The sequence below is a fragment of the Streptomyces sp. NPDC002788 genome, from assembly GCF_053592115.1.
Window position 1 is genome coordinate 26,363 of record NZ_JBSFVB010000031.1, and the last position, 21,695, is coordinate 48,057.

20 protein-coding genes are annotated in these 21,695 nt (G+C 72.1%); 11 read left to right on the plus strand and 9 right to left on the minus strand.

Annotated elements, in window-relative coordinates:
* Positions 1-300 precede the first annotated feature (300 nt).
* Positions 301-879, minus strand: coding sequence for a TetR/AcrR family transcriptional regulator (locus ACWD1U_RS35900; RefSeq protein WP_451113561.1), 579 nt, complete (start codon positions 877-879; stop codon positions 301-303).
* A gap of 246 nt (positions 880-1,125) precedes the next feature.
* Here ACWD1U_RS35900 and ACWD1U_RS35905 point away from each other — a divergent pair, with 246 nt between their 5' ends.
* Genes ACWD1U_RS35905 through ACWD1U_RS35920 form a run of 4 tightly spaced genes read left to right on the plus strand, consistent with a single transcriptional unit; the run spans position 1,126 to position 5,891 of the window.
* A complete protein-coding gene (locus ACWD1U_RS35905) occupies positions 1,126-1,668 on the plus strand; it encodes a 2Fe-2S iron-sulfur cluster-binding protein (RefSeq protein ID WP_451113562.1) in 543 nt (180 codons plus the stop codon).
* Positions 1,665-2,657, plus strand: a complete 993-nt coding sequence (locus ACWD1U_RS35910) for an FAD binding domain-containing protein (protein ID WP_451113563.1) — start codon at positions 1,665-1,667, stop codon at positions 2,655-2,657. Before ACWD1U_RS35905 ends, ACWD1U_RS35910 begins: the two co-directional genes overlap by 4 nt.
* Positions 2,654-4,768 (plus strand): xanthine dehydrogenase family protein molybdopterin-binding subunit, encoded by a 2,115-nt coding sequence (locus ACWD1U_RS35915; protein ID WP_451113564.1) that lies wholly within the window; start codon positions 2,654-2,656, stop codon positions 4,766-4,768. Before ACWD1U_RS35910 ends, ACWD1U_RS35915 begins: the two co-directional genes overlap by 4 nt.
* Positions 4,761-5,891 carry an XdhC family protein gene (locus ACWD1U_RS35920; RefSeq protein WP_451113565.1) on the plus strand — a complete coding sequence of 377 codons (1,131 nt, stop codon included), beginning with the start codon at positions 4,761-4,763 and terminating at the stop codon, positions 5,889-5,891. Before ACWD1U_RS35915 ends, ACWD1U_RS35920 begins: the two co-directional genes overlap by 8 nt.
* Before the next feature lie 102 nt (positions 5,892-5,993).
* Here ACWD1U_RS35920 and ACWD1U_RS35925 read toward each other — a convergent pair whose 3' ends face one another.
* Positions 5,994-6,557 carry an NAD(P)H-dependent oxidoreductase gene (locus ACWD1U_RS35925; RefSeq protein ID WP_451113566.1) on the minus strand — a complete coding sequence of 188 codons (564 nt, stop codon included), beginning with the start codon at positions 6,555-6,557 and terminating at the stop codon, positions 5,994-5,996.
* Between the two features lie 128 nt (positions 6,558-6,685).
* Between ACWD1U_RS35925 and ACWD1U_RS35930 the strand changes: the two genes are divergently transcribed.
* The 3 genes from ACWD1U_RS35930 to ACWD1U_RS35940 all read left to right on the plus strand — a co-directional run bounded on the left by ACWD1U_RS35930 (position 6,686) and on the right by ACWD1U_RS35940 (position 10,150).
* On the plus strand, positions 6,686-7,354 hold the full coding sequence (locus tag ACWD1U_RS35930; RefSeq protein WP_451113567.1) for a TetR/AcrR family transcriptional regulator: 669 nt from the start codon (positions 6,686-6,688) through the stop codon (positions 7,352-7,354).
* An 81-nt stretch (positions 7,355-7,435) separates the two neighbouring features.
* Positions 7,436-8,485, plus strand: a complete 1,050-nt coding sequence (locus ACWD1U_RS35935) for a LacI family DNA-binding transcriptional regulator (RefSeq protein WP_451113568.1) — start codon at positions 7,436-7,438, stop codon at positions 8,483-8,485.
* A 228-nt stretch (positions 8,486-8,713) separates the two neighbouring features.
* Positions 8,714-10,150 carry a benzaldehyde dehydrogenase gene (locus ACWD1U_RS35940; protein ID WP_451113569.1) on the plus strand — a complete coding sequence of 479 codons (1,437 nt, stop codon included), beginning with the start codon at positions 8,714-8,716 and terminating at the stop codon, positions 10,148-10,150.
* 26 nt (positions 10,151-10,176) lie between these two features.
* Here ACWD1U_RS35940 and trxA read toward each other — a convergent pair whose 3' ends face one another.
* The gene (gene trxA / locus ACWD1U_RS35945) at positions 10,177-10,557 is read right to left on the minus strand and encodes a thioredoxin (protein WP_451113570.1); all 381 of its coding nucleotides are present in this window, start codon (positions 10,555-10,557) and stop codon (positions 10,177-10,179) included.
* A 117-nt stretch (positions 10,558-10,674) separates the two neighbouring features.
* Between trxA and ACWD1U_RS35950 the strand changes: the two genes are divergently transcribed.
* Positions 10,675-12,105, plus strand: a complete 1,431-nt coding sequence (locus ACWD1U_RS35950; RefSeq protein ID WP_451113571.1) for a dihydrolipoyl dehydrogenase family protein — start codon at positions 10,675-10,677, stop codon at positions 12,103-12,105.
* A gap of 386 nt (positions 12,106-12,491) precedes the next feature.
* Here the strand turns inward: ACWD1U_RS35950 and ACWD1U_RS35955 are convergent, their stop codons facing one another.
* Positions 12,492-13,136 carry a peptide deformylase gene (locus tag ACWD1U_RS35955; RefSeq protein ID WP_451113572.1) on the minus strand — a complete coding sequence of 215 codons (645 nt, stop codon included), beginning with the start codon at positions 13,134-13,136 and terminating at the stop codon, positions 12,492-12,494.
* A gap of 134 nt (positions 13,137-13,270) precedes the next feature.
* Between ACWD1U_RS35955 and ACWD1U_RS35960 the strand changes: the two genes are divergently transcribed.
* On the plus strand, positions 13,271-14,680 hold the full coding sequence (locus ACWD1U_RS35960; protein ID WP_451113573.1) for a PepSY-associated TM helix domain-containing protein: 1,410 nt from the start codon (positions 13,271-13,273) through the stop codon (positions 14,678-14,680).
* 63 nt (positions 14,681-14,743) lie between these two features.
* On the opposite strand, the gene ACWD1U_RS35965 is transcribed toward ACWD1U_RS35960, so the two are convergent.
* From ACWD1U_RS35965 to ACWD1U_RS35975, 3 genes are all read right to left on the minus strand, one after another.
* Entirely contained in the window at positions 14,744-15,103 is a 360-nt protein-coding gene (locus tag ACWD1U_RS35965; RefSeq protein ID WP_451113574.1) for a tetratricopeptide repeat protein, read from the minus strand.
* Between the two features lie 63 nt (positions 15,104-15,166).
* Positions 15,167-15,613 (minus strand): MarR family transcriptional regulator, encoded by a 447-nt coding sequence (locus ACWD1U_RS35970; RefSeq protein ID WP_451113575.1) that lies wholly within the window; start codon positions 15,611-15,613, stop codon positions 15,167-15,169.
* Positions 15,610-16,086, minus strand: a complete 477-nt coding sequence (locus tag ACWD1U_RS35975) for a MarR family winged helix-turn-helix transcriptional regulator (RefSeq protein ID WP_451113576.1) — start codon at positions 16,084-16,086, stop codon at positions 15,610-15,612. Before ACWD1U_RS35975 ends, ACWD1U_RS35970 begins: the two co-directional genes overlap by 4 nt.
* Before the next feature lie 141 nt (positions 16,087-16,227).
* Between ACWD1U_RS35975 and ACWD1U_RS35980 the strand changes: the two genes are divergently transcribed.
* The gene (locus tag ACWD1U_RS35980; RefSeq protein ID WP_451113577.1) at positions 16,228-17,193 is read left to right on the plus strand and encodes a pirin family protein; all 966 of its coding nucleotides are present in this window, start codon (positions 16,228-16,230) and stop codon (positions 17,191-17,193) included.
* Between the two features lie 408 nt (positions 17,194-17,601).
* Positions 17,602-19,014, plus strand: coding sequence for a cytochrome P450 (locus ACWD1U_RS35985; protein WP_451113578.1), 1,413 nt, complete (start codon positions 17,602-17,604; stop codon positions 19,012-19,014).
* A 319-nt stretch (positions 19,015-19,333) separates the two neighbouring features.
* On the opposite strand, the gene ACWD1U_RS35990 is transcribed toward ACWD1U_RS35985, so the two are convergent.
* Both ACWD1U_RS35990 and ACWD1U_RS35995 read right to left on the minus strand, forming a co-directional pair.
* Positions 19,334-19,864 carry a hypothetical protein gene (locus tag ACWD1U_RS35990; protein ID WP_451113579.1) on the minus strand — a complete coding sequence of 177 codons (531 nt, stop codon included), beginning with the start codon at positions 19,862-19,864 and terminating at the stop codon, positions 19,334-19,336.
* Between the two features lie 443 nt (positions 19,865-20,307).
* A complete protein-coding gene (locus ACWD1U_RS35995; RefSeq protein ID WP_451113580.1) occupies positions 20,308-21,558 on the minus strand; it encodes a peptidase in 1,251 nt (416 codons plus the stop codon).
* Positions 21,559-21,695: the final 137 nt, after the last annotated feature.

Genomic DNA, 21,695 nt, shown 5'->3' on the forward strand with positions numbered 1-21,695 from the left:
ACGGACGGCGCCCGGACAGTTTCCCCCAGGCGGAGAGCGACGGCGCGGGGTGCCGGCGCGGTCCCGGTCACGGTGGCCGGTACGCGGCGGACCGGGTGGGGCCCCGCGCGCGGCTCTCGGCAGGGCGGCGACGGTGCTCTTCTGCGCCGGGAGGGTGACTGGAGGCGCCGCGTCATGCCGGGTGCCGCCCGGACGCCGGAGGGCCGCCGAGCACCGCGAGGCGGCGGAACGCCCGCCTGGGGCCGCTCGGCTGCCCAAGGCTCGCCAGGTTCGCGCCCGGCCGCCTGAAGGCCTCGGCCCTCACCGCCCGGGCGCCCCCGCACGCAGTGCGTCCATGACGAGATCCAGCAGGCGGGTCGCGCGCGGCTGCCAGTCGCTGTGCGGGTCGATCATCCAGAGACCGCCGATGGCGAGGAAGAGGTCGTCCGCGGTGATCCCGGGGCGGATCGTGCCCGCCTTCTCGGCGGCGCGGAGCAGAAGTTCGGCCCCCTCGGTCACCGGGGCGTGCCCCGGTTTCGCGGGCTTGCCCGGCGCGCTGGTGGCCTGCCGGATCGCGTCGGCCAGGCCCGCCTTGGCCATGGCGAACCGCGCGAGGCGGTCCATCCACTCGCGCAGGGCCCGGTCGGGCTCGCGGCTCTCCAGCAGCCGAGCCGCGGTGTCGGCGACCTGCTGCATCTCGTGGCGGTAGATCTCCAGGACGAGCGCCTCCCGGGTGGGGAAGTGGCGGTAGAAGGTCCCCTGCCCGACGCCCGCCTTCTTGGCGATCGCGCTCAGCGGTGCGTCCGCCGACCGCGTCAGTTCGACCAGCGCCACTTCCAGGATGCGCTCGCGGTTGCGCTGCGCGTCCGAGCGCAGAGGAGCGTCCTTCTTCTGGCCCACTCGCCCTCCTCGCGGTTGGTGGCCGAAACCCGGCCCTTGTTAAGCGGACAGTTGTCCGTTACGTTTTCCCGGGTAACGGACAACTGTCCGCTTGTTCTCATCGTATCGGCGTGCCGTCCGTGCGGACAGCCCCGCGGCGGCCGAGCCCCGGCCGGCGTGCCCCCGCATCCTGCACGGTCGCCAACCGGCACTGCCACCCGCGGCGCCCGAACCACCCGACCCGGCGAAGTGAGAGAGAAGGCTTCCATGCCCCCATCGACGTCCAGCGACCTCACCCTGTCCGTCAACGGCGAGAAGTTCACGCTGACCGTCGACCACCGCACCACCCTGCTCGACGCCCTGCGTGAGCGCCTGGACATGACCGGCACCAAGAAGGGCTGTGACCAGGGGCAGTGCGGTGCCTGCACGGTCCTGGTCGACGGCCGCCGCAGTGTGGCCTGCCTCCACCTGGCGGTCGCTGTCGAGGGCCGCGAGATCACCACCATCGAAGGCGTGGCCGAGGGTGACCGCCTGCACCCGGTGCAGCAGGCGTTCCTCGACCTCGACGGTTTCCAGTGCGGCTACTGCACGCCGGGGCAGATCTGCTCGGCCATCGCCGTGATCGAGGAGCACGCGGCCGGCTGGCCGAGCGCGGCCACCGGCGACGTACGGCCCGAGGCGGGACCGCCACCGCTGACCCCGGAGGAGATCCGCGAGCGCATGAGCGGCAACCTGTGCCGCTGCGGCGCGTACGTGTCGATCGTCCAGGCCGTAACCCGCGCTGCCGAGGCGAACGGAGCGGCCGCATGAGGGAGTTCGGCTACCAGCGCGCCTACGACGTGACCGGCGCCGTGGCGCTGCTCGACGGCGACACCGAGGCCCGTTTCCTGGGCGGCGGCACCAACCTGGTCGACCTGATGAAGACCGGCGTCGAGCGGCCCGCCCGGCTCGTCGACATACGCGAACTGCCCCTGAACCGCGTGGAGCCGACCGACGACGGCGGGCTGCGCATCGGGGCGACCGTCACCAACAGCGACCTGGCCGCCCACCCGGAGGTCCGGCGCCGCTACCCGGCCCTGGCGCAGGCGGTGCTGGCCGGTGCCTCCGGGCAGCTGCGCAACATGGCCACCGTCGGCGGCAACCTGCTCCAGCGCACCCGCTGCGGCTACTTCACCGACGTCAGCTCGCCCTGCAACAAACGCGATCCGGGCAGCGGGTGCCCGGCCGTCACCGGCGAGCACCACAACCACGCCGTCCTGGGCGCCTCCGACCACTGCGTGGCCACCCATCCGTCCGACATGGGCGTGGCCCTGACCGCCTTCGACGCCGTCGTGTCGTACGAGACGGCCGACGGCCCGGGCGAGGTGCCGCTCGCCGACTTCTATCTGCCGGTGGGGGAGACCCCGCACCGGGAGACCGCCCTGCCGCCGGGGGCGCTCATCACCGGCGTCACCCTGCCGCCCACCGCCACAGCGGCCAACTCCCGCTACAGCAAGGTGCGCGAGCGGGCCTCGTACGCCTTCGCCATCGGCTCCGTCGCCGCCGCGCTCGACATCCGCGGCGGCCTCGTGCACGACGTGCGCCTTGCCTTCGGGGCCGTCGCCTCCCGCCCCTGGCGGGCCCGCACGGCCGAACGCGTCCTGACCGGCGCACCGGCCGGCGCCGAGATTTTCGCGGCCGCCGCGGACGCCGAACTGGCGGCCGCAAGGCCCCTGCCCCGCAACGGATACAAGGTGACCCTGATGCGCAACCTCGTCGTGGCCGTGCTCAGCGAACTCGCCGAGGAGGCCGCCCGATGACCATCGCCACCCGGCGTTCCGCCGGCACCGCTCACACCCGCGTGGAGGGCCGCGACAAGGTCACCGGAGCGGCCCGCTACGCCGGCGACATCCCCTTCGCCGAACTCGCCCACGGCTGGCTGGTGCTGTCCACCGTCGCCCGCGGCCGCATCCGCGCCGTCGAGACCGAGGCCGTCCTCGCGATGCCGGGCGTCCTGACCGTCCTCCACCACCACAACGCCCCGCGCGTCGACACCGGCTTCGTCGGCATCATGGGCGTCCCGCCGGACCCCGGCACCGGACTCTTCCAGCACGACCGGGTGCCCCACCTGGGCTGGCCGGTGGCCCTGGTCGTCGCCGAGACGCCCGAACAGGCCAGGGAGGCCGCCGAGGCCCTCGTGGCGCACTACGAGCCGGAGCCGCACGACGTCGCGTTCTCCGCCGGGCGGGCGTCCGAGGCATACCCCGTCGACGGGCACCTGCCGGCCGTGGTGGAGAAGGGCGACCTGGAGGCCGGGCTCGCGGCGTCCGCCGTCGTGGTGGACGCGGAGTACACCACCCCGGAGGAGCACCACAATGCGATGGAGCCGCACGCGTCGACGGCCCGGTGGGAGGGCGGCCGGCTCGAGGTCGTCGACTCCAACCAGGGCACCGGCTGGGTCGCCGGGGAACTCGCGAACCTGTTCTCCCTGGACCCGGCCTCCGTGCGGGTGCGGTCCGAACACGTCGGCGGCGGATTCGGCAGCAAGGGCGTCCGCGCGCACCAGGTGGCCGCCGTGATGGCCGCGACCGTGCTGCGGCGCCCGGTCCGGGTCGTCATGACCCGGCGGCAGATGTTCTCGCTCGCCGGCCACCGCAGCCCCACCGCCCAGCGGGTCAGGCTCGGCGCCGATCCGGACGGACGGCTGCGCGCCCTGGAGCACCGGTCCCTGAGCCAGACCTCGACCGTGCACGAGTTCATCGAGCCGAGCGCCGGGGCGAGCCGGTCGATGTACGCCGCCGACGCCCACCACACGGCCAGCCGGCTCGTGCGGCTCGACGTACCGACCCCGAGCTGGATGCGCGCACCGGGCGAGGCACCGGGCTCGTTCGCGCTGGAGTCGGCGCTGGACGAACTGGCCGAGAAGTGCGGCATCGACCCGATCGAGCTGCGCGTGCGCAACGAACCCGCGGTGGGCCCGGTCTCCGGGCTGCCGTTCGCCGGCCGCAACCTGATCGCCTGCTTCCGCGAAGGGGCCCGCAGGTTCGGTTGGGCGCAGCGGGACCCCCGGCCCGGAGTGCGCCGGGAGGGGCGCTGGCTGCTCGGCACGGGCACCGCGGCCGCCTCCTTCCCCGCGGCGGCCATGCCCTCCACGGCGGCCGTGACCGCTGAGCCGGACGGCACCTTCACGGTCCGGATCAACGCCGCGGACGTCGGCACCGGCGCCCGGACCGCGCTCACCCTGGTCGCCGCCGACGCCCTGGAGGTGCCGACGGACCGCGTGCGGGTGCGGATCGGCGACAGCGACCTCGGACCGGCGATGATCGCCGGCGGCTCGATGGGCACCCGCTCCTGGGCCTGGGCCGTCACGGCCGCCGCCGAGGAACTGCGCCGGAGCCTCGCGCCGGGCGCCGACATCCCGCCGGAGGGCATCACCGTACGGTCGGACACAGCCGAGGCCGTCGGCGCCCTCGCCCACAAGGAGCGGCACTCCTTCGGGGCGCAGTTCGCCGAGGTCGCCGTCGACCCGGCGACCGGCGAGGTCCGCGTCCGCCGCATGCTGGGCATCTTCGCGGCCGGCCGGATCGTCAACCCGCTCACCGCCCGCAACCAGCTCGTCGGCGGCATGATCTGGGGCCTGTCCATGGCCCTGCACGAGGAAGCGGTCCGGGACCGGGCCACCGGCGGCGTCTACGGCGCCGACCTCGCGGGCTACCACGTCGCCGCGCACGCCGACGTCCCGCACATCGAGGCCGACTGGGTCGACGACCCCGACCCGGACGACCCGATCGGCATCAAGGGAATCGGCGAGGTCGGCATCGTGGGCGGGGCCGCGGCGATCGCCAACGCCGTGTGGCACGCCACCGGCGTACGCCACCGGAACCTGCCGATTCGGCCCGACCGCGTGCTGATGGCGGGCGGCGATGCTTGACCTGGCCGGGCCGCTGCACGAGTGGATCGAGGAGGGCCGGGAGTTCGCCGTCGCCACGGTCGTCGCCGTCGGCGGCAGCGCCCCGCGCCCTCCGGGCGCCGCCCTGGCCGTCTCGGCCGACGGCACGGCGATCGGCTCGGTCTCCGGAGGCTGCGTGGAGGGGGCCGTGTACGACCTGTGCCTCCAGGCCCTGCGGGACGGGGAGACGCTGGTCGAGCGGTTCGGGTACAGCGACGAGGACGCCTTCGCGGTGGGGCTGACCTGCGGCGGGACCATCGAGGTGATGGTCACCCCGTTCGCCGCCGGGCAGGCGGTACAGGGGGCCGCGCTGTCGGCCGCCGTCCGCGGTGAGCCGGTGGCGCTGGCCCGGATCGTCCGAGGTCCCGCCGACCTGCTCGGCCGGGCCCTGCTCGTCCGCCCCGACGGCTCGCACGAAGGCGGTTGCGGCGGCGGCCCGGACCTGGACCGAGCGGCGCGCACCGAAGCTCGCGCCCTGCTGGACAGCGGCCTGACCGGCACGGTCGAGCTCTCCGAGGACGGGTCGCACCGCCCGGGCGGTCTCACCCTGCTCGTGGAGTCGGCCGTGCCGCCGCCCCGCATGATCGTCTTCGGTGCGATCGACTTCGCGGCGGCGCTCGCCCGTGCGGGCGGGTTCCTCGGCTACCACGTCACCGTGTGCGACGCCCGCCCGGTCTTCGCGACCCGGGCCCGCTTCCCGGACGCCGACGAGATCGTCGTGGACTGGCCCGACCGGTACCTGCGCGGCACGGAGACGGACGGGCGGACGGTGCTGTGCGTGCTGACCCATGACGCGAAGTTCGACGTGCCCCTGTTGCGGGAGGCCTTGCGCAGGCCGGCTGCCTACATCGGCGCCATGGGTTCCCGACGCACCCACGAGGACCGCGAACGGCGGCTGCGGGAGGCGGGCGTGAGCGAGCGCGAGCTGGCCCGGCTGAGGTCGCCGATCGGCCTCGACCTCGGGGCCCGGACACCCGAGGAGACCGCCGTGTCCATCACGGCGGAGATCATCGCGGCGAAACACGGCGGGACGGGCGCGCCGCTCACCGGCTCGGCCGCACCCATCCACCGGGCCGGGCGGGAGACGCTGCCCCAGCCGGTCTGAGCCGGGCCCGGTCCGGGCCGGGCAGCGGGCCCTGCGCGCACGCCGGAGGGGCCGAGGCCGTTGCCGGCCGCGGCCCCTCCGTGGGCGCGGGATGTGCACGGGTCAGGCCGCGGCCGGCTCCGTGACGAAGCCGTGCAGGCGGGCGATGACCTCCGTCAGCTGCCCGGCGACCTCCGCGTCGTCGGCCGGGTGCGTCTCGGCGAAGCGGGTCACGGAGCCGGGGATGGACAGCTTGACGTCCTCCAGCACCCTGCCGCCGGCGACACCCACGGACTTGCGGGTCTCGTCGTGCGCCCAGACACCGCCGTACTGGCCGAACGCGGTGCCGACCACGGCCACCGGCTTGTCGCTGAGGGCACCGGCGCCGAACGGGCGGGACAGCCAGTCGATGGCGTTCTTCAGGACGGCCGGGATGGTGCCGTTGTACTCGGGCGTGAAGAGGATCAGGGCGTCGGCGGCGTCGGCGGCGTCGCGCAGCTTCGCGGCGGCGGCCGGGACGCCGCCCTCGACGTCGGTGTCCTCGTTGTAGAAGGGGATCTCGGCCAGTCCCTCGAACAGTTCCACCTCGGCCCCCTCGGGGGCGAGCTTGACGGCCGCCTCGGCGAGCTGTCGGTTGTGCGAACCGGCGCGCAGGCTGCCGACGAGCGCGAGGATACGAACAGACATTCTGACTCCCATGTATGGATAACGGGCTCTGAAACCGCGATCGCGATCCGGACCGAAGTCCGTTTAATGTTCTAGCATCCTAACCGGACCGCGGTCCAGTTTCCTTTCCGATGCTTTACGCTGGCTTCATGTCCGCCGTTCCACCGCCCCTGCCGCCGCCCCAGGAGCCCGTCGACCATCCCGAGCTGCTCCAGCTCGGTTCCGTCGGGGAGGCGGACGAACCCTGCCTGCGTGCCGATGCCGCGCGCAATCGCGCCCGGCTGCTGGAGGCCGCCGCGCGGCTGGTGGCGGAGCGCGGCGCTGACGCCGTCACCATGGAGGCGGTGGCCGCCGCGGCCCGCGTGGGCAAGGGCACGGTCTTCCGCCGCTTCGGCGACCGCACCGGCCTGCTGACGGCGCTGCTCGACCACTCCGAGAAGAAGTTCCAAGCCGCGTTCCTCACCGGCCCGCCTCCGCTCGGGCCCGGAGCGCCGCCCGTGGAGCGGCTGCGGGCGTTCGGCCGCGCCATGCTGCGTCGCTCGGCCGACGAGCTGGAGCTGCAGTTGGCGGCCGAGCCGGACGCCAACCGCCGTTTCCTCGTCCCACCCCGCCGCGTGCTGCGGCATCATGTGGCGGTGCTGCTGCGGCAGGCGGTCCCCGACGCCGATGGCGAGCTCCTCTCCCACACGCTGATGGGTCAGCTGGACCCGGCCCTGATCCACCACCTGACCAGGCAGCGCGGCATCCCCTTGTCCCGCCTCGAGGCCGCGTGGATCGACCTGGTCGACCGCGTGACGGGCGGGTGCCCCGCCCGCTGAGAGCGACTGCCGCTCGCCGTGAGGGCTCACGTCATTCTCACAACTCCCCCGCCGGAAGCGCGTATTGAGGCTTCTGCCAAGATGCCGTACGTCATGGTGCAGATACCCAAAACGCCCGCGCCCCCGTCCCCCGCACCGTCGCGCTCCGTGCCCACGAGCGCCGATGTGGCCCGCCTGGCCGGCGTCTCGCGCGCGACCGTCTCCTACGTCCTCAACAACACCAGCGCCGTACGGATCAGCGAGCCCACCCGCCGCCGGGTCCACGAGGCCGCGAAAGAACTCGGGTACGTCCCGCACGCGGCGGCCCGCAGCCTGCGCGCCGGGCACAGCCGCATGGTCCTGATCCCCGCGCCGACCTTCCCCGTCGGCCCGCTCTACAGCCGGTTCCTCACCAACCTCCAGCGCGCGCTCGGCAGCCTGGACTACACGGTCGTGCAGTACGGCACCGGCGGTCCGCACGGCGACGAAGCCGCCCGCGTCTGGGCCGAGTTACGGCCTGTGGCCGTGCTCGTGCCCGGCTCCGGGCTCGGCCCGCGCGGAGTGGCGGTACTCAAGCGCTCGGGGGCGCGCGCGGTGGTCACCCTCGGCCCCGAGACCATCGAGGGCGCGCACGCCCTGCTCATGGACCACGACGTCGTCGGACACAGCGCGGGCGCCCACCTCTACGACCGCGGCCGGCGCCGCATCGGCGTCGTCGTCCCGCAGGAACCCGGCCTCGAGGCGTTCTCCGCGCCCCGCCTCGACGGGGTGCGCCAGTCGGTGCGCGGCACGGACGCCACGGTGACCGAACTGCCCCTCGCCTACGACGAGCAGGCCGCCGCGCGCCTCGCCGCCCGCTGGCGGAGCCTCGGTCTGGACGCCGTGTTCACCTACAACGACGAGTACGCGATGCTGCTGATGCGGGCCCTGCAGGACGAGGGCATCCGCATCCCCGGGGAGACGGCCGTGATCGGCGCCGACGATCTGATGCTGGGCCGGCTGCTGCGGCCGCGGCTGAGCACGGTCCGTCTGAAGCTGCCCTCCGGCCGTGAACTGGCCGAACTGGTGGACCGCGCGGTACGCAGGCCCGGCACCGCGCCCGAGACGTACAAGATGTTGGGCGCGACCGTGCTGCACCGCGAGTCCAGCTGACCTCAGGGGAACTCGACTCACCGTCACGCAACCGTAGTTCCGGCCCTCGCTCCGCGACACGGCTAGGATGTTGCATGCTCAACAAAATGGGGGCGCGTGCGCACGCGGGCCGCAATGCGTACCGCTGCGACCGACCGGCGCGCCCCGCCATGTGACCGCCGAACCGGCCGCGTACTTACGGGAGTTGACCATCCCGTCAGCCGGTGACCGATCGATCGGAGAGCCGTCATGCCGTTGCTCGACTCCAGGGCCTGGCAGCCCCGCGCCCTCTCGGGCCCCGGGTACACCGTCACCGAGCCCGCCACCGGCCAGACCCTCGGCACCCTCGCCCTCGCCGGCCCCGAGGACGTCGGGGCCGCCGCGGGCAGGGCCGCCGCCGCCCAGCGCGCGTGGGCACGTGCCCCGCACTTCGCCCGCGCCGCCGTGCTCCGCAAGGCGGGCGACCTGTTCACCGAGCACGCCGCCGAACTGCGCGAGTGGCTCGTCCGCGAGTCCGGCTCCGTCCCCGGCAAGGCCGACTTCGAACTGCACGTCGCCGCCCAGGAGTGTTACGAGGCCGCCGCGCTCGCCTCCCGCCCGGCCGGCCAGGTCCTGCCCAGCGAGGCGCCGCGGCTGTCGTACACGCGCCGTGTCCCGGCCGGTGTCGTGGGTGTGATCTCCCCGTTCAACGCCCCGCTGATCCTGTCCATCCGCTCCGTCGCCCCCGCCCTGGCCCTGGGCAACGCGGTCCTGCTGAAGCCCGATCCGCGCACGGCCGTCTGCGGCGGGCTGTCCCTCGCCGCGGTCTTCGCCGCCGCGGGCCTGCCGGAGGACCTCCTGCACGTGCTGCCCGGCGGCCCGGACGCGGGGCAGGCCCTGGTCGCCGACCCGCGCGTGCCCGTCATCTCCTTCACCGGCTCCACCGCCGCCGGGCGCGCCGTGGGCGAGGCCGCCGGCCGTCACCTCAAGCGGTCCCACCTGGAACTGGGCGGCAACTCGGCCATGATCGTGCTGGAGGACGCCGACCTCGACGCGGTGATCTCCACGGCCGCCTGGGGCTCGTTCTTCCACCAGGGCCAGATCTGCATGACGACCGGACGCCACCTGGTGCACGCGTCCCTCTACGACGAGTACGTGGAGCGGCTGGCCGCCAAGGCGGACTCACTCGCCGTCGGCGATCCGTACCGGGGCCAGGTCCATCTGGGCCCCATCATCGACTCGGGCCAGCTCGCCAAGATCAGCGGCCTGGTCGAGGCCAGCAGAGCCGCGGGCGCGAAGGTCGCCGCCGGTGGCACGTACGACCGGCTGTTCTACCGGCCGACGGTCCTCGCCCACGTCGACGACCACACCCCGGCCTACACCGAGGAGGTCTTCGGCCCCGTGGCGCCCGTGCGCTCCTTCACCACGGCCGACGAGGCCGCCGCCCTGGCCGCGCAGAGCCCGTACGGCCTCTCCCTGGGCATCGTGACCCGGGACACGGCGCGCGGCCTGGACCTCGCCGAGCGCATTCCGACCGGCATCGTCCACATCAACGACCAGACGGTGAACGACGAGGCCGTGGCGCCCTTCGGCGGAGTCGCCGCCTCCGGCACCGGCGCCCGCTTCGGCGGCGAGGCCAACCTGGAGGCCTTCACCGAACTGCGCTGGACGACGGTACGCGCAGACGTCGCTCCGTACCCCTTCTAGGGGCCGGCTCCCGGGCCCGGGGCGGGTCACTCGGCCGGCTGCTGGGCCTGCTGCTCGGCGACCGCCTTGCGGACCTCGTCCATGTCCAGATTCCGGGCCTGCCCGATGACGTCCGTCAGGGCGGCCTCGGGCAGGGCGCCCGGCTGGGCGAACACGGCGACCTGGTCGCGCACGATCATCAGCGTCGGGATCGACTGGATACCGAAGGCCGCGGCCAGCTCAGGCTGCGCCTCGGTGTCCACCTTGCCGAACACCAGGTCCGGGTTCTCCTGCGCCGCCTTCTCGTAGACCGGCGCGAACTGCTTGCAGGGCCCGCACCAGGACGCCCAGAAGTCGATCAAAACGAACTCGTTGTCCGTGACCGTCTGGTCGAAGTTCTCCTTGGTGAGCTCCACGGTGCTGCTCATGGCAAATCCCTCTTCCTGGTGTGGGGTCAAGCCGTCGGCACAACACGGCCGACCGGACACGTATTCCGCGCCCCTACCCATGTGGCCAGGGCGCACACCACCCACCAGACTGACCCCATGACGGAAACGGAAACCAACGCGTACGACGTCGTGGTGCTCGGGGCCGGGCCCGTGGGGGAGAACGTCGCCGACCGCACCCGCGCGGCCGGACTGACCACCGCGGTCGTCGAGAGCGAGCTGGTCGGCGGCGAATGCTCCTACTGGGCGTGCATGCCCAGCAAGGCCCTGCTGCGGCCGGTCATCGCCCGCGCGGACGCCCGTCGCGTGCCCGGCCTGCGCCAGTCGGTCCAGGGTCCCCTCGACGCGTCCGCGGTCCTCGCCCACCGGGACCACTACACCTCCCAGTGGAAGGACGACGGGCAGGCCGGGTGGCTAGACTCCATCGGCGCCGACCTGTACCGCGGCCACGGGCGGCTCTCCGGCCCCCGCACGGTGACGGTCACCGGCCCCGACGGCGCCGATCGCGTCCTGACCGCCCGGCACGCCGTCGCCGTCTGCACCGGCAGTCGCGCCGCCCTGCCGGGCCTGCCCGGGCTCGACGCCGTGCGGCCGTGGACGAGCCGCGAGGCCACCAGCTCCAAGACCGTGCCCGGCCGGCTGATCGTGGTCGGCGGCGGCGTGGTCGCCACCGAGATGGCCACCGTCTGGCAGGCCCTCGGCTCCGAGGTCACCCTGCTGGTCCGCGGCAAGGGCCTGCTGCCCCGCATGGAGCCCTTCGCCGGGGAACTGGTCGCCGAGGCCCTCACGGAGGCGGGAGCGAACGTCCGTACCGGCACGTCGCTGGAGTCGGTGACCCGCGAGAACGGAACGGTCGTGGCCGTCACCGACAAGGGCGACCGCATCGAGGCCGACGAGATCCTCTTCGCCACCGGACGCGCGCCGCGCACCGACGACATCGGCCTGGACACCATCGGCCTCGCCCCCGGCACGTGGCTGCCGGTCGACGACAGCCTCCGCGTCACCGGCCGCGACTGGCTGTACGCGGTCGGCGACGTCAACCAGCGCGCCCTGCTCACCCACCAGGGCAAGTACCAGGCCCGCATCGCGGGCGCCGCCATCGCCGCGCGGGCCACCGGAGCGGACCTCCTCGCCCAGCCCTGGGGCGCTCACGCCGCGACCGCCGACCACGCCGCCGTGCCCCAGGTCGTCTTCACCGACCCGGAGGCGGCGGCCGTCGGGCTGTCGCTCGCCGAGGCCGAACGGGCCGGGCACCGGGTGAAGGCCGTCGACGTGGACCTGTCCTCCGTCGCCGGGGCGGGCCTGTACGCCGACGGCTACCAGGGCCGCGCCCGCATGGTCGTGGACCTGGAGGAGGAGATCCTCCGCGGCGTCACCCTCGTCGGCCCCGGTGTCGGCGAACTCATCCACTCCGCGACGATCGCCGTCGCCGGCCAGGTGCCGGTCAGCCGCCTGTGGCACGCCGTTCCGTCGTACCCGACGATCAGCGAGGTGTGGCTGCGCCTGCTGGAGGCGTACCGGGACGCGTGAGCTCCGCTCTGTCCGGCCCTGAGGCTGTCCGCCACGCGCGGGACGGCCCCGGCCGGAGGAAGACGACGCCCTTCCGGGTGTCAGGAAACAGGGCTACGCGCGCGCGGGCACCACGGAAGCGAGCAGCCTGGGCGACGGTGAACCAGAAACAGGGCTACGCGCGCGGGCACCACCGGCGTGCGGAAGTCGTCGTCCCTCAGGTCCTCCTCCGCCTCCGGCAGCAGAAGCACGCGGTCCGGGCGGAGCGCGTCGACGGCGTCCTCGTCGTGCGTGACCATGACGATCGCGCCGGGGGAGGCGCCCACCGCGGCCGCGGCCGCCCGCCGGGCGTGTGCGCCGTGGAGGCGGCGCGTACGGCGAAGCGGTGCTCCGGCGGGCGGCCGGCGCTACGGCAACTCGAAGCCGAGCGCCCGCGCCGCCTCCCGCGGCGTCGGCTGCGCCCAGCGCTCCGCCGCCGCCTGGTTGGACGACAGCGACCGCGTCTCGGCCCGGTCCAGATACAGCACGCCGTCGAGATGGTCCGTCTCGTGCTGCACGATCCGGGCGGGCCAGCCCGTGAACACCTCGTCCAGCGCCCGCCCCTGCTCGTCCTGCCCGGTCAGCCGCACCTCGGCGGGTCGCGCTACCACCGCCTGCCAGCCCGGCACGCTCAGGCACCCTTCGAAGAACGCGGCCCGCGCGTCACCGACCGCCTCGTAGGCGGGATTGACCAGCACACGGAACGGCTGCGGCACCCGCCCGCGCGCCAGACGCACCTCCTCCGGCACCGGCGCCGGGTCCTCGATCACCGCGATCCTGAGCGGCACACCGACCTGCGGCGCCGCCAGGCCGACCCCGGGCGCCGCGCGCATGGTGACCCGCAGGGCCTCGACGAACCGGGCCAGCAGCGCGGGGCCCAGCTGACCGTCGTACGGTTCCGTGCCGCGCCGGAGCACCGGATCGCCCGCCGCGACGATGGTCAACGGACCGGCGCCGGCGAGGAGTTCCTCGACCCGCTCTGCCAGGGGCGTGCGATCGCTCGGAGTTCCCATCGCGTCAGGATGACACGGCACCCCCCACCCCCGCGTGACGCACACCACATGACCCTGCCGGGAACTGGACGCCCCTCCGCTCCGACTTCTGCACCGCAACCGCCACGCAGACGTTCCCCGGGAGAAGCCCGCCGATGACCACCGCTCCCTCGACCGCCACGGACGAGGCCCCGCGATCAGCCACCCCGGCCCCGTCGAGCAGCAGCTGGGCGCCCCTGCGTCCGCTCGTCCTCCGCCTGCACTTCTACGCCGGGGTGCTGGTGGCGCCGTTCCTCCTCGTCGCCGCCGTCACCGGCCTGCTGTACGCCGCCTCGTTCCAGGCCGAGAAGATCGTGTACGACCACGAGCTGACCGTCCCCGTGGGTGAACGGAAGCTGCCCGTCAGCGAGCAGGTGACCGCCGCCCGCAAGGCCTACCCCGAGGGCACGGTCTCCGCTGTACGCCCTTCGCCCGAGGCCGACGCGACGACCAGGGTGTTGCTGTCCGGTGTCCCGGGCGTCGACGGGGGCCACACGCTCGCCGTGTTCGTCGACCCGTACACGGCGCGGGTGCGCGGCGCCCTCGAACAGTACGGTTCCACCGGCGCGCTCCCCCTGCGCACCTGGATCGACGAGTTCCACCGGGACCTGCACATGGGTGAGCCGGGGCGGCTGTACAGCGAGCTGGCGGCCAGCTGGCTGTGGGTGATCTCGGCCGGCGGCCTGGCGCTGTGGTTCTCCCGCCGCCGCGCCCTGCGCAAGGTGCGGGGGACGACGGGGCGGCGCCGCACGCTCGGACTGCACGGCAGTGTCGGCGTCTGGGCGGCGGCCGGGTTCTTCTTCCTTTCCGCTACCGGCCTGACCTGGTCGGCCTACGCCGGCGCCACCATCGACGAGCTGCGGACCTCGCTGGGCCAGGCCACCCCGTCGGTGTCGGCGGCGGCCGGTGGTGAGCACTCCGGTCACGGTTCGGCCGCCGGGCAGGCGGGAGACGCCGCCCATGGCGTGGGGCTGGACAAGGTCCTGGCGGCCGCGCGGGCCGAGGGCCTCGGCGACCCGGTGGAGATCGTGCCGCCCGCCGACGCGAACTCGGCGTACGTCGTCAAGCAGGTGCAGCGCAGCTGGCCCGGGAAGCAGGACGCCGTCGCCGTCGAACCGGCGAGCGGCGAGGTCATGGACGTGCTGCGGTTCGCCGACTACCCGGTGCTCGCGAAGCTCACCCGCTGGGGCATCGACCTGCACACCGGCGTCCTGTTCGGCCTCGCCAACCAGATCCTCCTGATGCTGCTCGCGCTCTGCCTGATCCTGCTGATCGTCTGGGGTTACCGCATGTGGTGGCAGCGCGGCCGGGGCAGTGCCTTCGGCCGGCCGATCCCGCGCGGCGCCTGGCAGCAGGTGCCGCCGCAGATCCTGGTCCCACTGCTGGCCGGGGTCGCCGTACTCGGCTACTTCCTGCCTCTGTTCGGTATCCCGCTCGCGGCCTTCCTCGCCGTCGACGTACTGCTGGGCGAGATCGCCTACCGGCGGGGACGGCGGTCCTACCGGACCGGGACGCAGGCGCAGTGACAGCCGCCGGCACACAGGTGCCCGGCTCCGCGCGGAGCCGGGCACCTGTCGGTACGTGACGGGTCAGCTCTGCTCGAAGTCACCCGCGAGCGCGGCGGCGATCCGCAGGTGCGACTCCGCCTCCTCGTGCCGGTTCTGCCGCTGGAGCGTGCGGCCGAGCATCAGCCGGGCGTAGTGTTCCACCGGGTCCCGCTCGACGATCGTCCGCAACTCGGCCTCGGCGCGGCGCAGTTGGGCCGAGTGGTAGTAAGAGCGCGCCAGCAGCAGCCGCGGCCCGGTCTGCTCGGGCACCTCCTCGACCAGCCCGGTAAGGACGCGCGCGGCGGCGGTGTAGTCCTTGGCGTCGAAGAACAGCCGTGCGCGCTCCCAGCGCTCCGCCGGTGTCCCGTGGGCGTAGTACGTGACGTCGTGGCTCGTGTTCACTCGTGCCTCCTTCGAGGCCGACAACCCGACTTGTTGGTTCAATATTCCACTACCGGGTGGGGGTCATCGGGGCAGGCCGGCCAACTCGGCGTCGGCGCGCCGGGTGATCAGGCTCAGCACCCGTCCGGCGACGGCCAGGTCCTCGGTGGGGATGCCGTCGTAGATCCGGGCGGTGATGGGCGCCGTCTCGCCGGAGGTCCTGGCGTACAGCTCCCGCCCGGCGTCCGTGATCCGCACTTCCGACGCCCCGTCCGTGGCCAGGAGTCGCGCGGAGATCAGCCCGTCGACCACGTCGGAGACCTCGTCGGTGTCGATCTTCAGCGCGCCGGTGACACCGTCGAGAAGTTGCTCCCGCCCGACCGGGCCGTCGGCGACGGCGGCGAGCCGGAGGGTGACGCACTGCTGGAAGGTGACGCCGTGCCGGGCCAGCACGCTCTCCAGGACCGCGCGGGCGGCGTAGTGGGCCAGGGCGATGACGCGGGGGTCGAGCAGGGGTGCGGTGGTGGTCATGACTGCTCCGTCTCGAGGGAAGGATCAAGAGGTACGTCGAGCAAGGCCGTCAGCTCGCGCGTGAACTGCCGGGTGCGGGCGCTGTCGAGGCCGCCGAGCGGGTCCAGGAGCTGTTGAAGGAGCCCGTGGACGACCTCGATCGCGCGCCGGGTGACCTCCCGTCCCCGTTCGGTGAGCGCGAGCTGCACCGCGCGCGGGTCACGGGGATCCCGGGTCCGTTCCAGAAGGCCGGCGGTCTCCAGCGCACGGGCCAGCTTCGACACGTAGAGCGGTTCGAGCCCGGTGTGGTCGGCGAGGCGGCGCTGGCTGGGGCGCTCGCCCGTGCGCCGCATGCCGTACAGCGAGGCCAGGAGTGAGTACTGCGCGTGGGTCAGCCCCAAGGGGGCCACCGCGCGGTCGACCGCGACCCGCCACTTCATCGACAGCCGCCACACCAGGAAGCCGGGCGTCGCGCCTTCGGAACTTTTGCTCATGGTGGATACAGTACATAGCTATTATGTACATGGCTACTATGTGCAGCTCGGTGCCGGACGGGTGATCGTTCCGCCGTCGGGGCAGGGCACCGCCCGAATGACGCGCTGACGTGAGCCCCGCACCGGACTAGGTTGTGCGCCATGAGCAATCTTGAGCGCGAGGCGACCCCTGCCCTGTGCGGTGGTCGTGGTTTCGTGGTGGCGGAGCCGGTGCGTGAACTCCTCAGCCCTCGCCAGGTCAGACTGGGCGAGTCCAGCGAGGTCCGGCGGCTGCTGCCCAACCTCGGCCGCCGCATGGTCGGAGCCTGGTGCTTCGTCGACCACTACGGCCCCGACGACATCGCCGACGAGCCCGGCATGCAGGTGCCGCCGCATCCCCACATGGGTCTGCAGACGGTGAGCTGGCTGCACGAGGGGGAGGTGCTGCACCGCGACTCCACCGGCAGTCTCCAGACGATCCGCCCGCGCGAACTGGGCCTGATGACCTCCGGCCGGGCCATCAGCCACTCGGAGGAGAGCCCGCGTTCGCACGCCCGGTTCCTGCACGGCGCGCAACTGTGGGTCGCCCTCCCCGACGGGCACCGCCACACCGACCCGCGCTTCGAGCACCACGCCGGTCTGCCGGTCGTCACGGCACCCGGCCTCACGGCCACGCTGATCCTCGGCGACCTCGACGGCGCGACCTCGCCCGGCACGGCGTACACCCCGATCGTCGGCGCCGACCTGGCCCTCGCCCGGGGCGCCGACCTACGCCTGCCGCTGGAGCCGGACTTCGAGTACGCGGTCCTCTCCATGTCAGGCGAGGCCCACGTCGACGGCGTCCCGGTCCTGCCCGGCTCCATGCTCTACCTCGGGTGCGGCCGCGGCGAACTGCCCCTGCGGGCCGAGTCGGACGCGGGCCTGATGCTCCTGGGCGGCGAGCCGTTCGAGGAGGAGCTGATCATGTTCTGGAACTGGATCGGACGGTCGCAGGAGGAGATCGAGCAGGCGCGGCGGGACTGGATGGAAGGGACACGGTTCGGTGAGGTGAAGGGGTATGACGGGGCTCCGCTAGCTGCTCCGCAGCTGCCACCGGTGCCGTTGAAGCCGCGGGGAAGAGTGCGCTGACCTGCTGGAATGCTCGCGGGTCGGTGGCTGCTGAGTGGGCGGCGGCTGGGCATTGCCGGCCGCTTTTGGACCGCTCGCCGGTCGGCGGCCGAGCGCGTCGCTTGCTCGGGTCGGCGGGGTCGGTGATTGCGCGGTGTGGCTGTCTGTGGGCAGCTGTGGCAGGACTCTTGCTGACCTGACGCTGACTTTGCTGACGCTCAATCACGTGCGATGGAGAAGCTCTTCTCTCAGCTCCGCACCCAGGCCCAGGCGACCAAGCTCGGCGGACCGGAACGGGGAGGGGACGGGCTCCTCCTCCCCTCAACCAGCTCGTCCCAGGTGGCGCAGGACACGTTCATGACAGGATTGCGCTGGGGAAAGTTCAGGGAAGTCATAGGGGTGCCCAAGATCGACGTGAAGGGATGACCCGTGACGTCCACTGCGCCTCCCCCCATACCTCGGGCTGCAGGATCGTTTCCGTTCATCGGCCACGCTCTGAAAATGCGCGACAACCTCGGCTTCATCGACTCGCTGCGCGAGACACGGGAACCACTCGTCGAGATCGTCCTGCAACCCGGGACGCGCACCGTCGTGGTCCAGGACCCGGCCCTGATCCACCAGATGCTCAAGGCCCTGGCGCCCACCCTCGACAAGGGCCGACTCTACGACAAGCTGGGCCAACTGCTGGGTGACAGTGTCGTCACCGCCACCGGCCGGACTCACGTACGCAAACGTCGCCAGGTACAACCGGCGTTCGCCCACACCGAGATCAGCCGGTACGTCGACATCATGCGCGCCGAGGTGACGGCCACGGTCGCCGGCTGGGAGCCCGGGCGGGCCCTCGACGTACGCGAGGCGATGGTCGGGCTGAGCCTCGACATGCTGGCCAAGACGGTGTTCTCCGGCAGCCTCGACGACGCCGTATTCCGACGGCTGCGCAGCGACCTGTCGGTGGTGATGAACGACGTCGGTGTGCGCATGATGCTGCCCGACTGGGCCGAGCGCCTGCCGCTGCCCTTCAACCGCCGCTTCGACCGGGCCCGGGCCGGCGTACGCGCCACCATCAACACCGCCGTCGACGAACTGCAGGCCTCCGGGCACGACACCGGGGACATGCTCTCCATGCTGCTGCGCGCCGTCGACGAGGAGACCGGTGAGCCGCTGACCGGGGATCAGATCTGCTCCGAGATCCTCACCCTTGCCGTGGCGGGCACCGAGACCACCGCGTCGGTGCTGTCCTGGACCCTGTACGAACTCGCCCGCCACCCCGGCATCGAGGCCCGGGTCCTGGCCGAGCTGGACGAGGTCCTCGCCGGACGGCCGGTCGCCTTCGACGACGTGACCCGGCTGCCGTACCTGAACCGGGTGATCAACGAGACCCTGCGGCTGCACCACCCCGGCTGGCTGGTCACCCGCCGTACCACCGAGGAGACCCGGCTCGGCGAGTGGACGCTGCCCCCCGGCACCGAACTGGCCTACTGCCAGCACGCCCTGCACCGCGACCCCGAGCGCTTCCCCGACCCGCTCACCTTCGACCCGGACCGGTGGAACGACGCCGCGCAGGAGCTTCCGCCGGGCGCGTTCGTGCCCTTCGGGGAGGGCAAGCACAAGTGCATGGGGGACCGTTTCGCCCTCACCGAGATGGTCACGGCGCTCGCGACGATGCTGCGTTCGGTACGGCTGGAACTCACCGAGGGCCAGGTCATCCGCCAGGTCGCCCGGCTCACCGTACGGCCGCGCGCGCTGCGGATGACCGTCCGCCCCCGGAACCGTCCCGAGCCGGGGTCGGCCTCTGGCGCGTGTCTCTTCGATGGGGGGCCTTCGACGGCACTTGGGAGATGATCCTCCGCAGCCCTCATCAACTACCGCCGACTCACTACATAGACGACAGCGACCAGGATCTACGGCGACATCGCGTGTCGGTCACCGGCTGGGTGAGACATGGAGGTGTCGGGACACCCCAGGTCCGCACCGTCTCCGCGGCACCGATGTCCGGCTTCGTGGCGATCGCCTTCATTTCGGCCCACTCGGTCGGGTAGTTGGGGCGGATCTTTTGCGACCATGCGCACTGCACGCTCGCGAAGCTCGGCAGGGTAGGGGGACGGACGTGCTGTGACTCGGTCCTCTCAGGGAGTCGAGCCTCCATCGGACCGGGAGTGGTTCACCTCGTGACCTGTGTGGCCGCGGTAGCGGCGCTGACGATGATGGGTTCTGAGGTGATCCACGCCTTCTGGGCCTTCCGGGGAAGGACGACCGTGAAACGGTAGCCGTTGGCGGGCCTTTTCAAGGCTGGCCAGGTGGTTTTGGGGCACAGGCTGTCTACAGCCACGGATCCCGTGGAGGGGCCGCGGTCGAGGGGGTGGGGACGGGTGGGCGTCGTGGGGGTGTTGCTGGAGTAGCCGACGATCTTCCCGTTCAGCGTCAGATAACCCGAGGGGGCCTTGTCGCCCGATGTGAATGTCTCTCCATGGTGGTTCTCGGTGATCCGGTAGACGGCGCCAATGGAGTGGGCGCCCAGCGATATTCGGGAAATGTTCAGTTGTACCGGGTCATGGAAGCCGGTGACGAGGCCCTTGACGGTTTGCCCACAGGGTTCGGCGTTCATGGCAGCGGGCGTGGACGCAGTGGTGTGGGTGCCGCAGCCAGCCAGAAGGGCTGCTGGGAGCACCAGCACGGCAAGTGACTTCTTCACGGGATCTCCCATCGAGTTGTCGGTTGGATGAGCACGGGGTGCCCCTGGTTTCACGGATGCGGCCGGGAGGATGAGGCTTGGGATGCTCCCGTAGGCGTCAAGCCACCAGAGCAAGATCGGTTTGAGTGACTCGTTCGGTTGGTTTGCTGGTCAGCGTGCGGTGGACCACGCGGGTGACGAATCGCTGTGATCTCCGGGCCTTTGTGCGTCATGCTGGTTGTGTCAGCCCTTGCGTGTCCGTGCCGAGGGCGGCACGCGCCGCTCGGGCGGCTGGACAAGACAGTGACGGGGCTTTTGGGCCATGCTCCTGAAGTCACGAGCGCCCGGCCGGCAGCATGCGTGGTGACGCCCGGCGGGCCGGCAGATCCCCAACCGGACAGTCGAGACGTAAGACAGTCGCTGGGTCAGGCCCACCAGCGGCGTCACCACGGCATACATCACTGTCAGGTGTGCGGGTTCAGCTTGAGCCCGAAGTGCCCGAGGATGTCAGGGGCCTCGGTCCAGAACATGGTGTCGTTGCCGTCCATCGCGGAGACCTCCCCCCGGGCCTGCCGGCAGCAGCTGGAGGCGACGGAGAAGACGAGTCCGCCCGAGTCGCCCTGTTCCACGGCCCAGCCGGACTTCTGGCCCTCGACCCCGCGGATTGCGTGGACCGAGCCGTCGTCCCACGTCGCGTTGTAGGTGATGTCCTGGTTGACAACATTGATGCCGCAGGGCACACCGTGGCCGTCGTAGTACGAGCGAGCGCCGTCCTGGCACACCGAGTCGCCGTTGTAGGAGTAGAAGTCGCTCTGGACCGGGTACCACGTGCCTTGCGGCTGGTCGGCCTCGTCGGAGTTGCTCCCGGCGCCCGACTTGTGGCCGGTGTCGATGATCTGGGCGTCCCAGTAGTCGTCGCCGCTGGTGACTTCGCCCAGGTAGTTCCCGTAGTTGGTGCCCCAGGCGCCCACCGGAGTGGCTTCACCGAAGACATCGGCTCCCAGGGGGTAGCAGTGGTCGGCGGTGATGAGGTAGTCCTCGCCGGTGGAGGCGTTTTCTGCGGCGATGCCGGATGTGCACTGGTCCACGTACCCGGATTTGACACCCTGACCGAGGAGGACGTCACCACCGATGAGCGGATAGGTGTCGTTCCACCGCCAGGTAGCCGCCTTTATCGGGGAACCGGCGGTGACGGTGACGGGTATGGACGGTCCGCCCGCAAGCCCGTCCGCCGTGGCGTGAACGTGAGAGACGATCGCCTTGACCTCGGCGACGGCAGAAGGCTTGGCCGTGACCTGGACGCTGGAGCCGTCGGGGGTGACGGCCGCCGAATACACCGTCAGCTGCGATGCCTTCGAGACCTTCGAAGACGCCATGATCTGTGCCACGGCGGCGTCGAGTTGCTTCTTGGTGTACTTGGCCCGCATGAACTTCACCTTCGACAGGTCGATGTCGTGGTGGGCTCTTTTCGCAGCGGCGATCATTTTCTGACCGCGGGCCGAGTCGGTGGCGTAGACGTCCACCTGGTGGTGCTTCTGGTCGAGGAATATGTTGCTGTAGGTGTCGGTGTAGGCTCCGCGCCCCTGTTCACCGACCGCGTTGGCGATGGCCCGGAGCGGGGCGAGCGCCTTCGCCTGGGCGACGAGGGCGGCGTTGGAAGTAGTGGCCTGGTGGCCTCCCTTGGCATAGGCCTGGGGCGCGAGCGCCGTCCCCATCAGAGCGAGTGCCGCGCTTCCGACCACAGCAGCGACACGACCGAAAGGCTTCAAGTGCTTCTCCTCAGATCAGAGTTGGACCATCCTGCGGAGGGCCGACTCGGAACATAGGTGACAGCTCAACTGTTCTCGCGCAC

Bases quoted from the DNA above. Each gene is read 5' to 3' on its own strand.
- ACWD1U_RS35910 (WP_451113563.1), top strand. From the start codon at position 1,665: ATGAGGGAGTTCGGCTACCAGCGCGCCTACGACGTGACCGGCGCCGTG.
- ACWD1U_RS35975 (WP_451113576.1), bottom strand. From the start codon at position 16,086: ATGAGCAAAAGTTCCGAAGGCGCGACGCCCGGCTTCCTGGTGTGGCGG.
- ACWD1U_RS35915 (WP_451113564.1), top strand. From the start codon at position 2,654: ATGACCATCGCCACCCGGCGTTCCGCCGGCACCGCTCACACCCGCGTG.
- ACWD1U_RS35935 (WP_451113568.1), top strand. From the start codon at position 7,436: ATGCCGTACGTCATGGTGCAGATACCCAAAACGCCCGCGCCCCCGTCC.
- ACWD1U_RS35925 (WP_451113566.1), bottom strand. From the start codon at position 6,557: ATGTCTGTTCGTATCCTCGCGCTCGTCGGCAGCCTGCGCGCCGGTTCG.
- ACWD1U_RS35905 (WP_451113562.1), top strand. From the start codon at position 1,126: ATGCCCCCATCGACGTCCAGCGACCTCACCCTGTCCGTCAACGGCGAG.
- ACWD1U_RS35955 (WP_451113572.1), bottom strand. From the start codon at position 13,136: ATGGGAACTCCGAGCGATCGCACGCCCCTGGCAGAGCGGGTCGAGGAA.
- ACWD1U_RS35995 (WP_451113580.1), bottom strand. From the start codon at position 21,558: ATGGGGACGGCGCTCGCGCCCCAGGCCTATGCCAAGGGAGGCCACCAG.
- ACWD1U_RS35920 (WP_451113565.1), top strand. From the start codon at position 4,761: ATGCTTGACCTGGCCGGGCCGCTGCACGAGTGGATCGAGGAGGGCCGG.
- trxA (WP_451113570.1), bottom strand. From the start codon at position 10,557: ATGAGCAGCACCGTGGAGCTCACCAAGGAGAACTTCGACCAGACGGTC.
- ACWD1U_RS35940 (WP_451113569.1), top strand. From the start codon at position 8,714: ATGCCGTTGCTCGACTCCAGGGCCTGGCAGCCCCGCGCCCTCTCGGGC.
- ACWD1U_RS35980 (WP_451113577.1), top strand. From the start codon at position 16,228: ATGAGCAATCTTGAGCGCGAGGCGACCCCTGCCCTGTGCGGTGGTCGT.
- ACWD1U_RS35950 (WP_451113571.1), top strand. From the start codon at position 10,675: ATGACGGAAACGGAAACCAACGCGTACGACGTCGTGGTGCTCGGGGCC.
- ACWD1U_RS35970 (WP_451113575.1), bottom strand. From the start codon at position 15,613: ATGACCACCACCGCACCCCTGCTCGACCCCCGCGTCATCGCCCTGGCC.
- ACWD1U_RS35930 (WP_451113567.1), top strand. From the start codon at position 6,686: ATGTCCGCCGTTCCACCGCCCCTGCCGCCGCCCCAGGAGCCCGTCGAC.
- ACWD1U_RS35960 (WP_451113573.1), top strand. From the start codon at position 13,271: ATGACCACCGCTCCCTCGACCGCCACGGACGAGGCCCCGCGATCAGCC.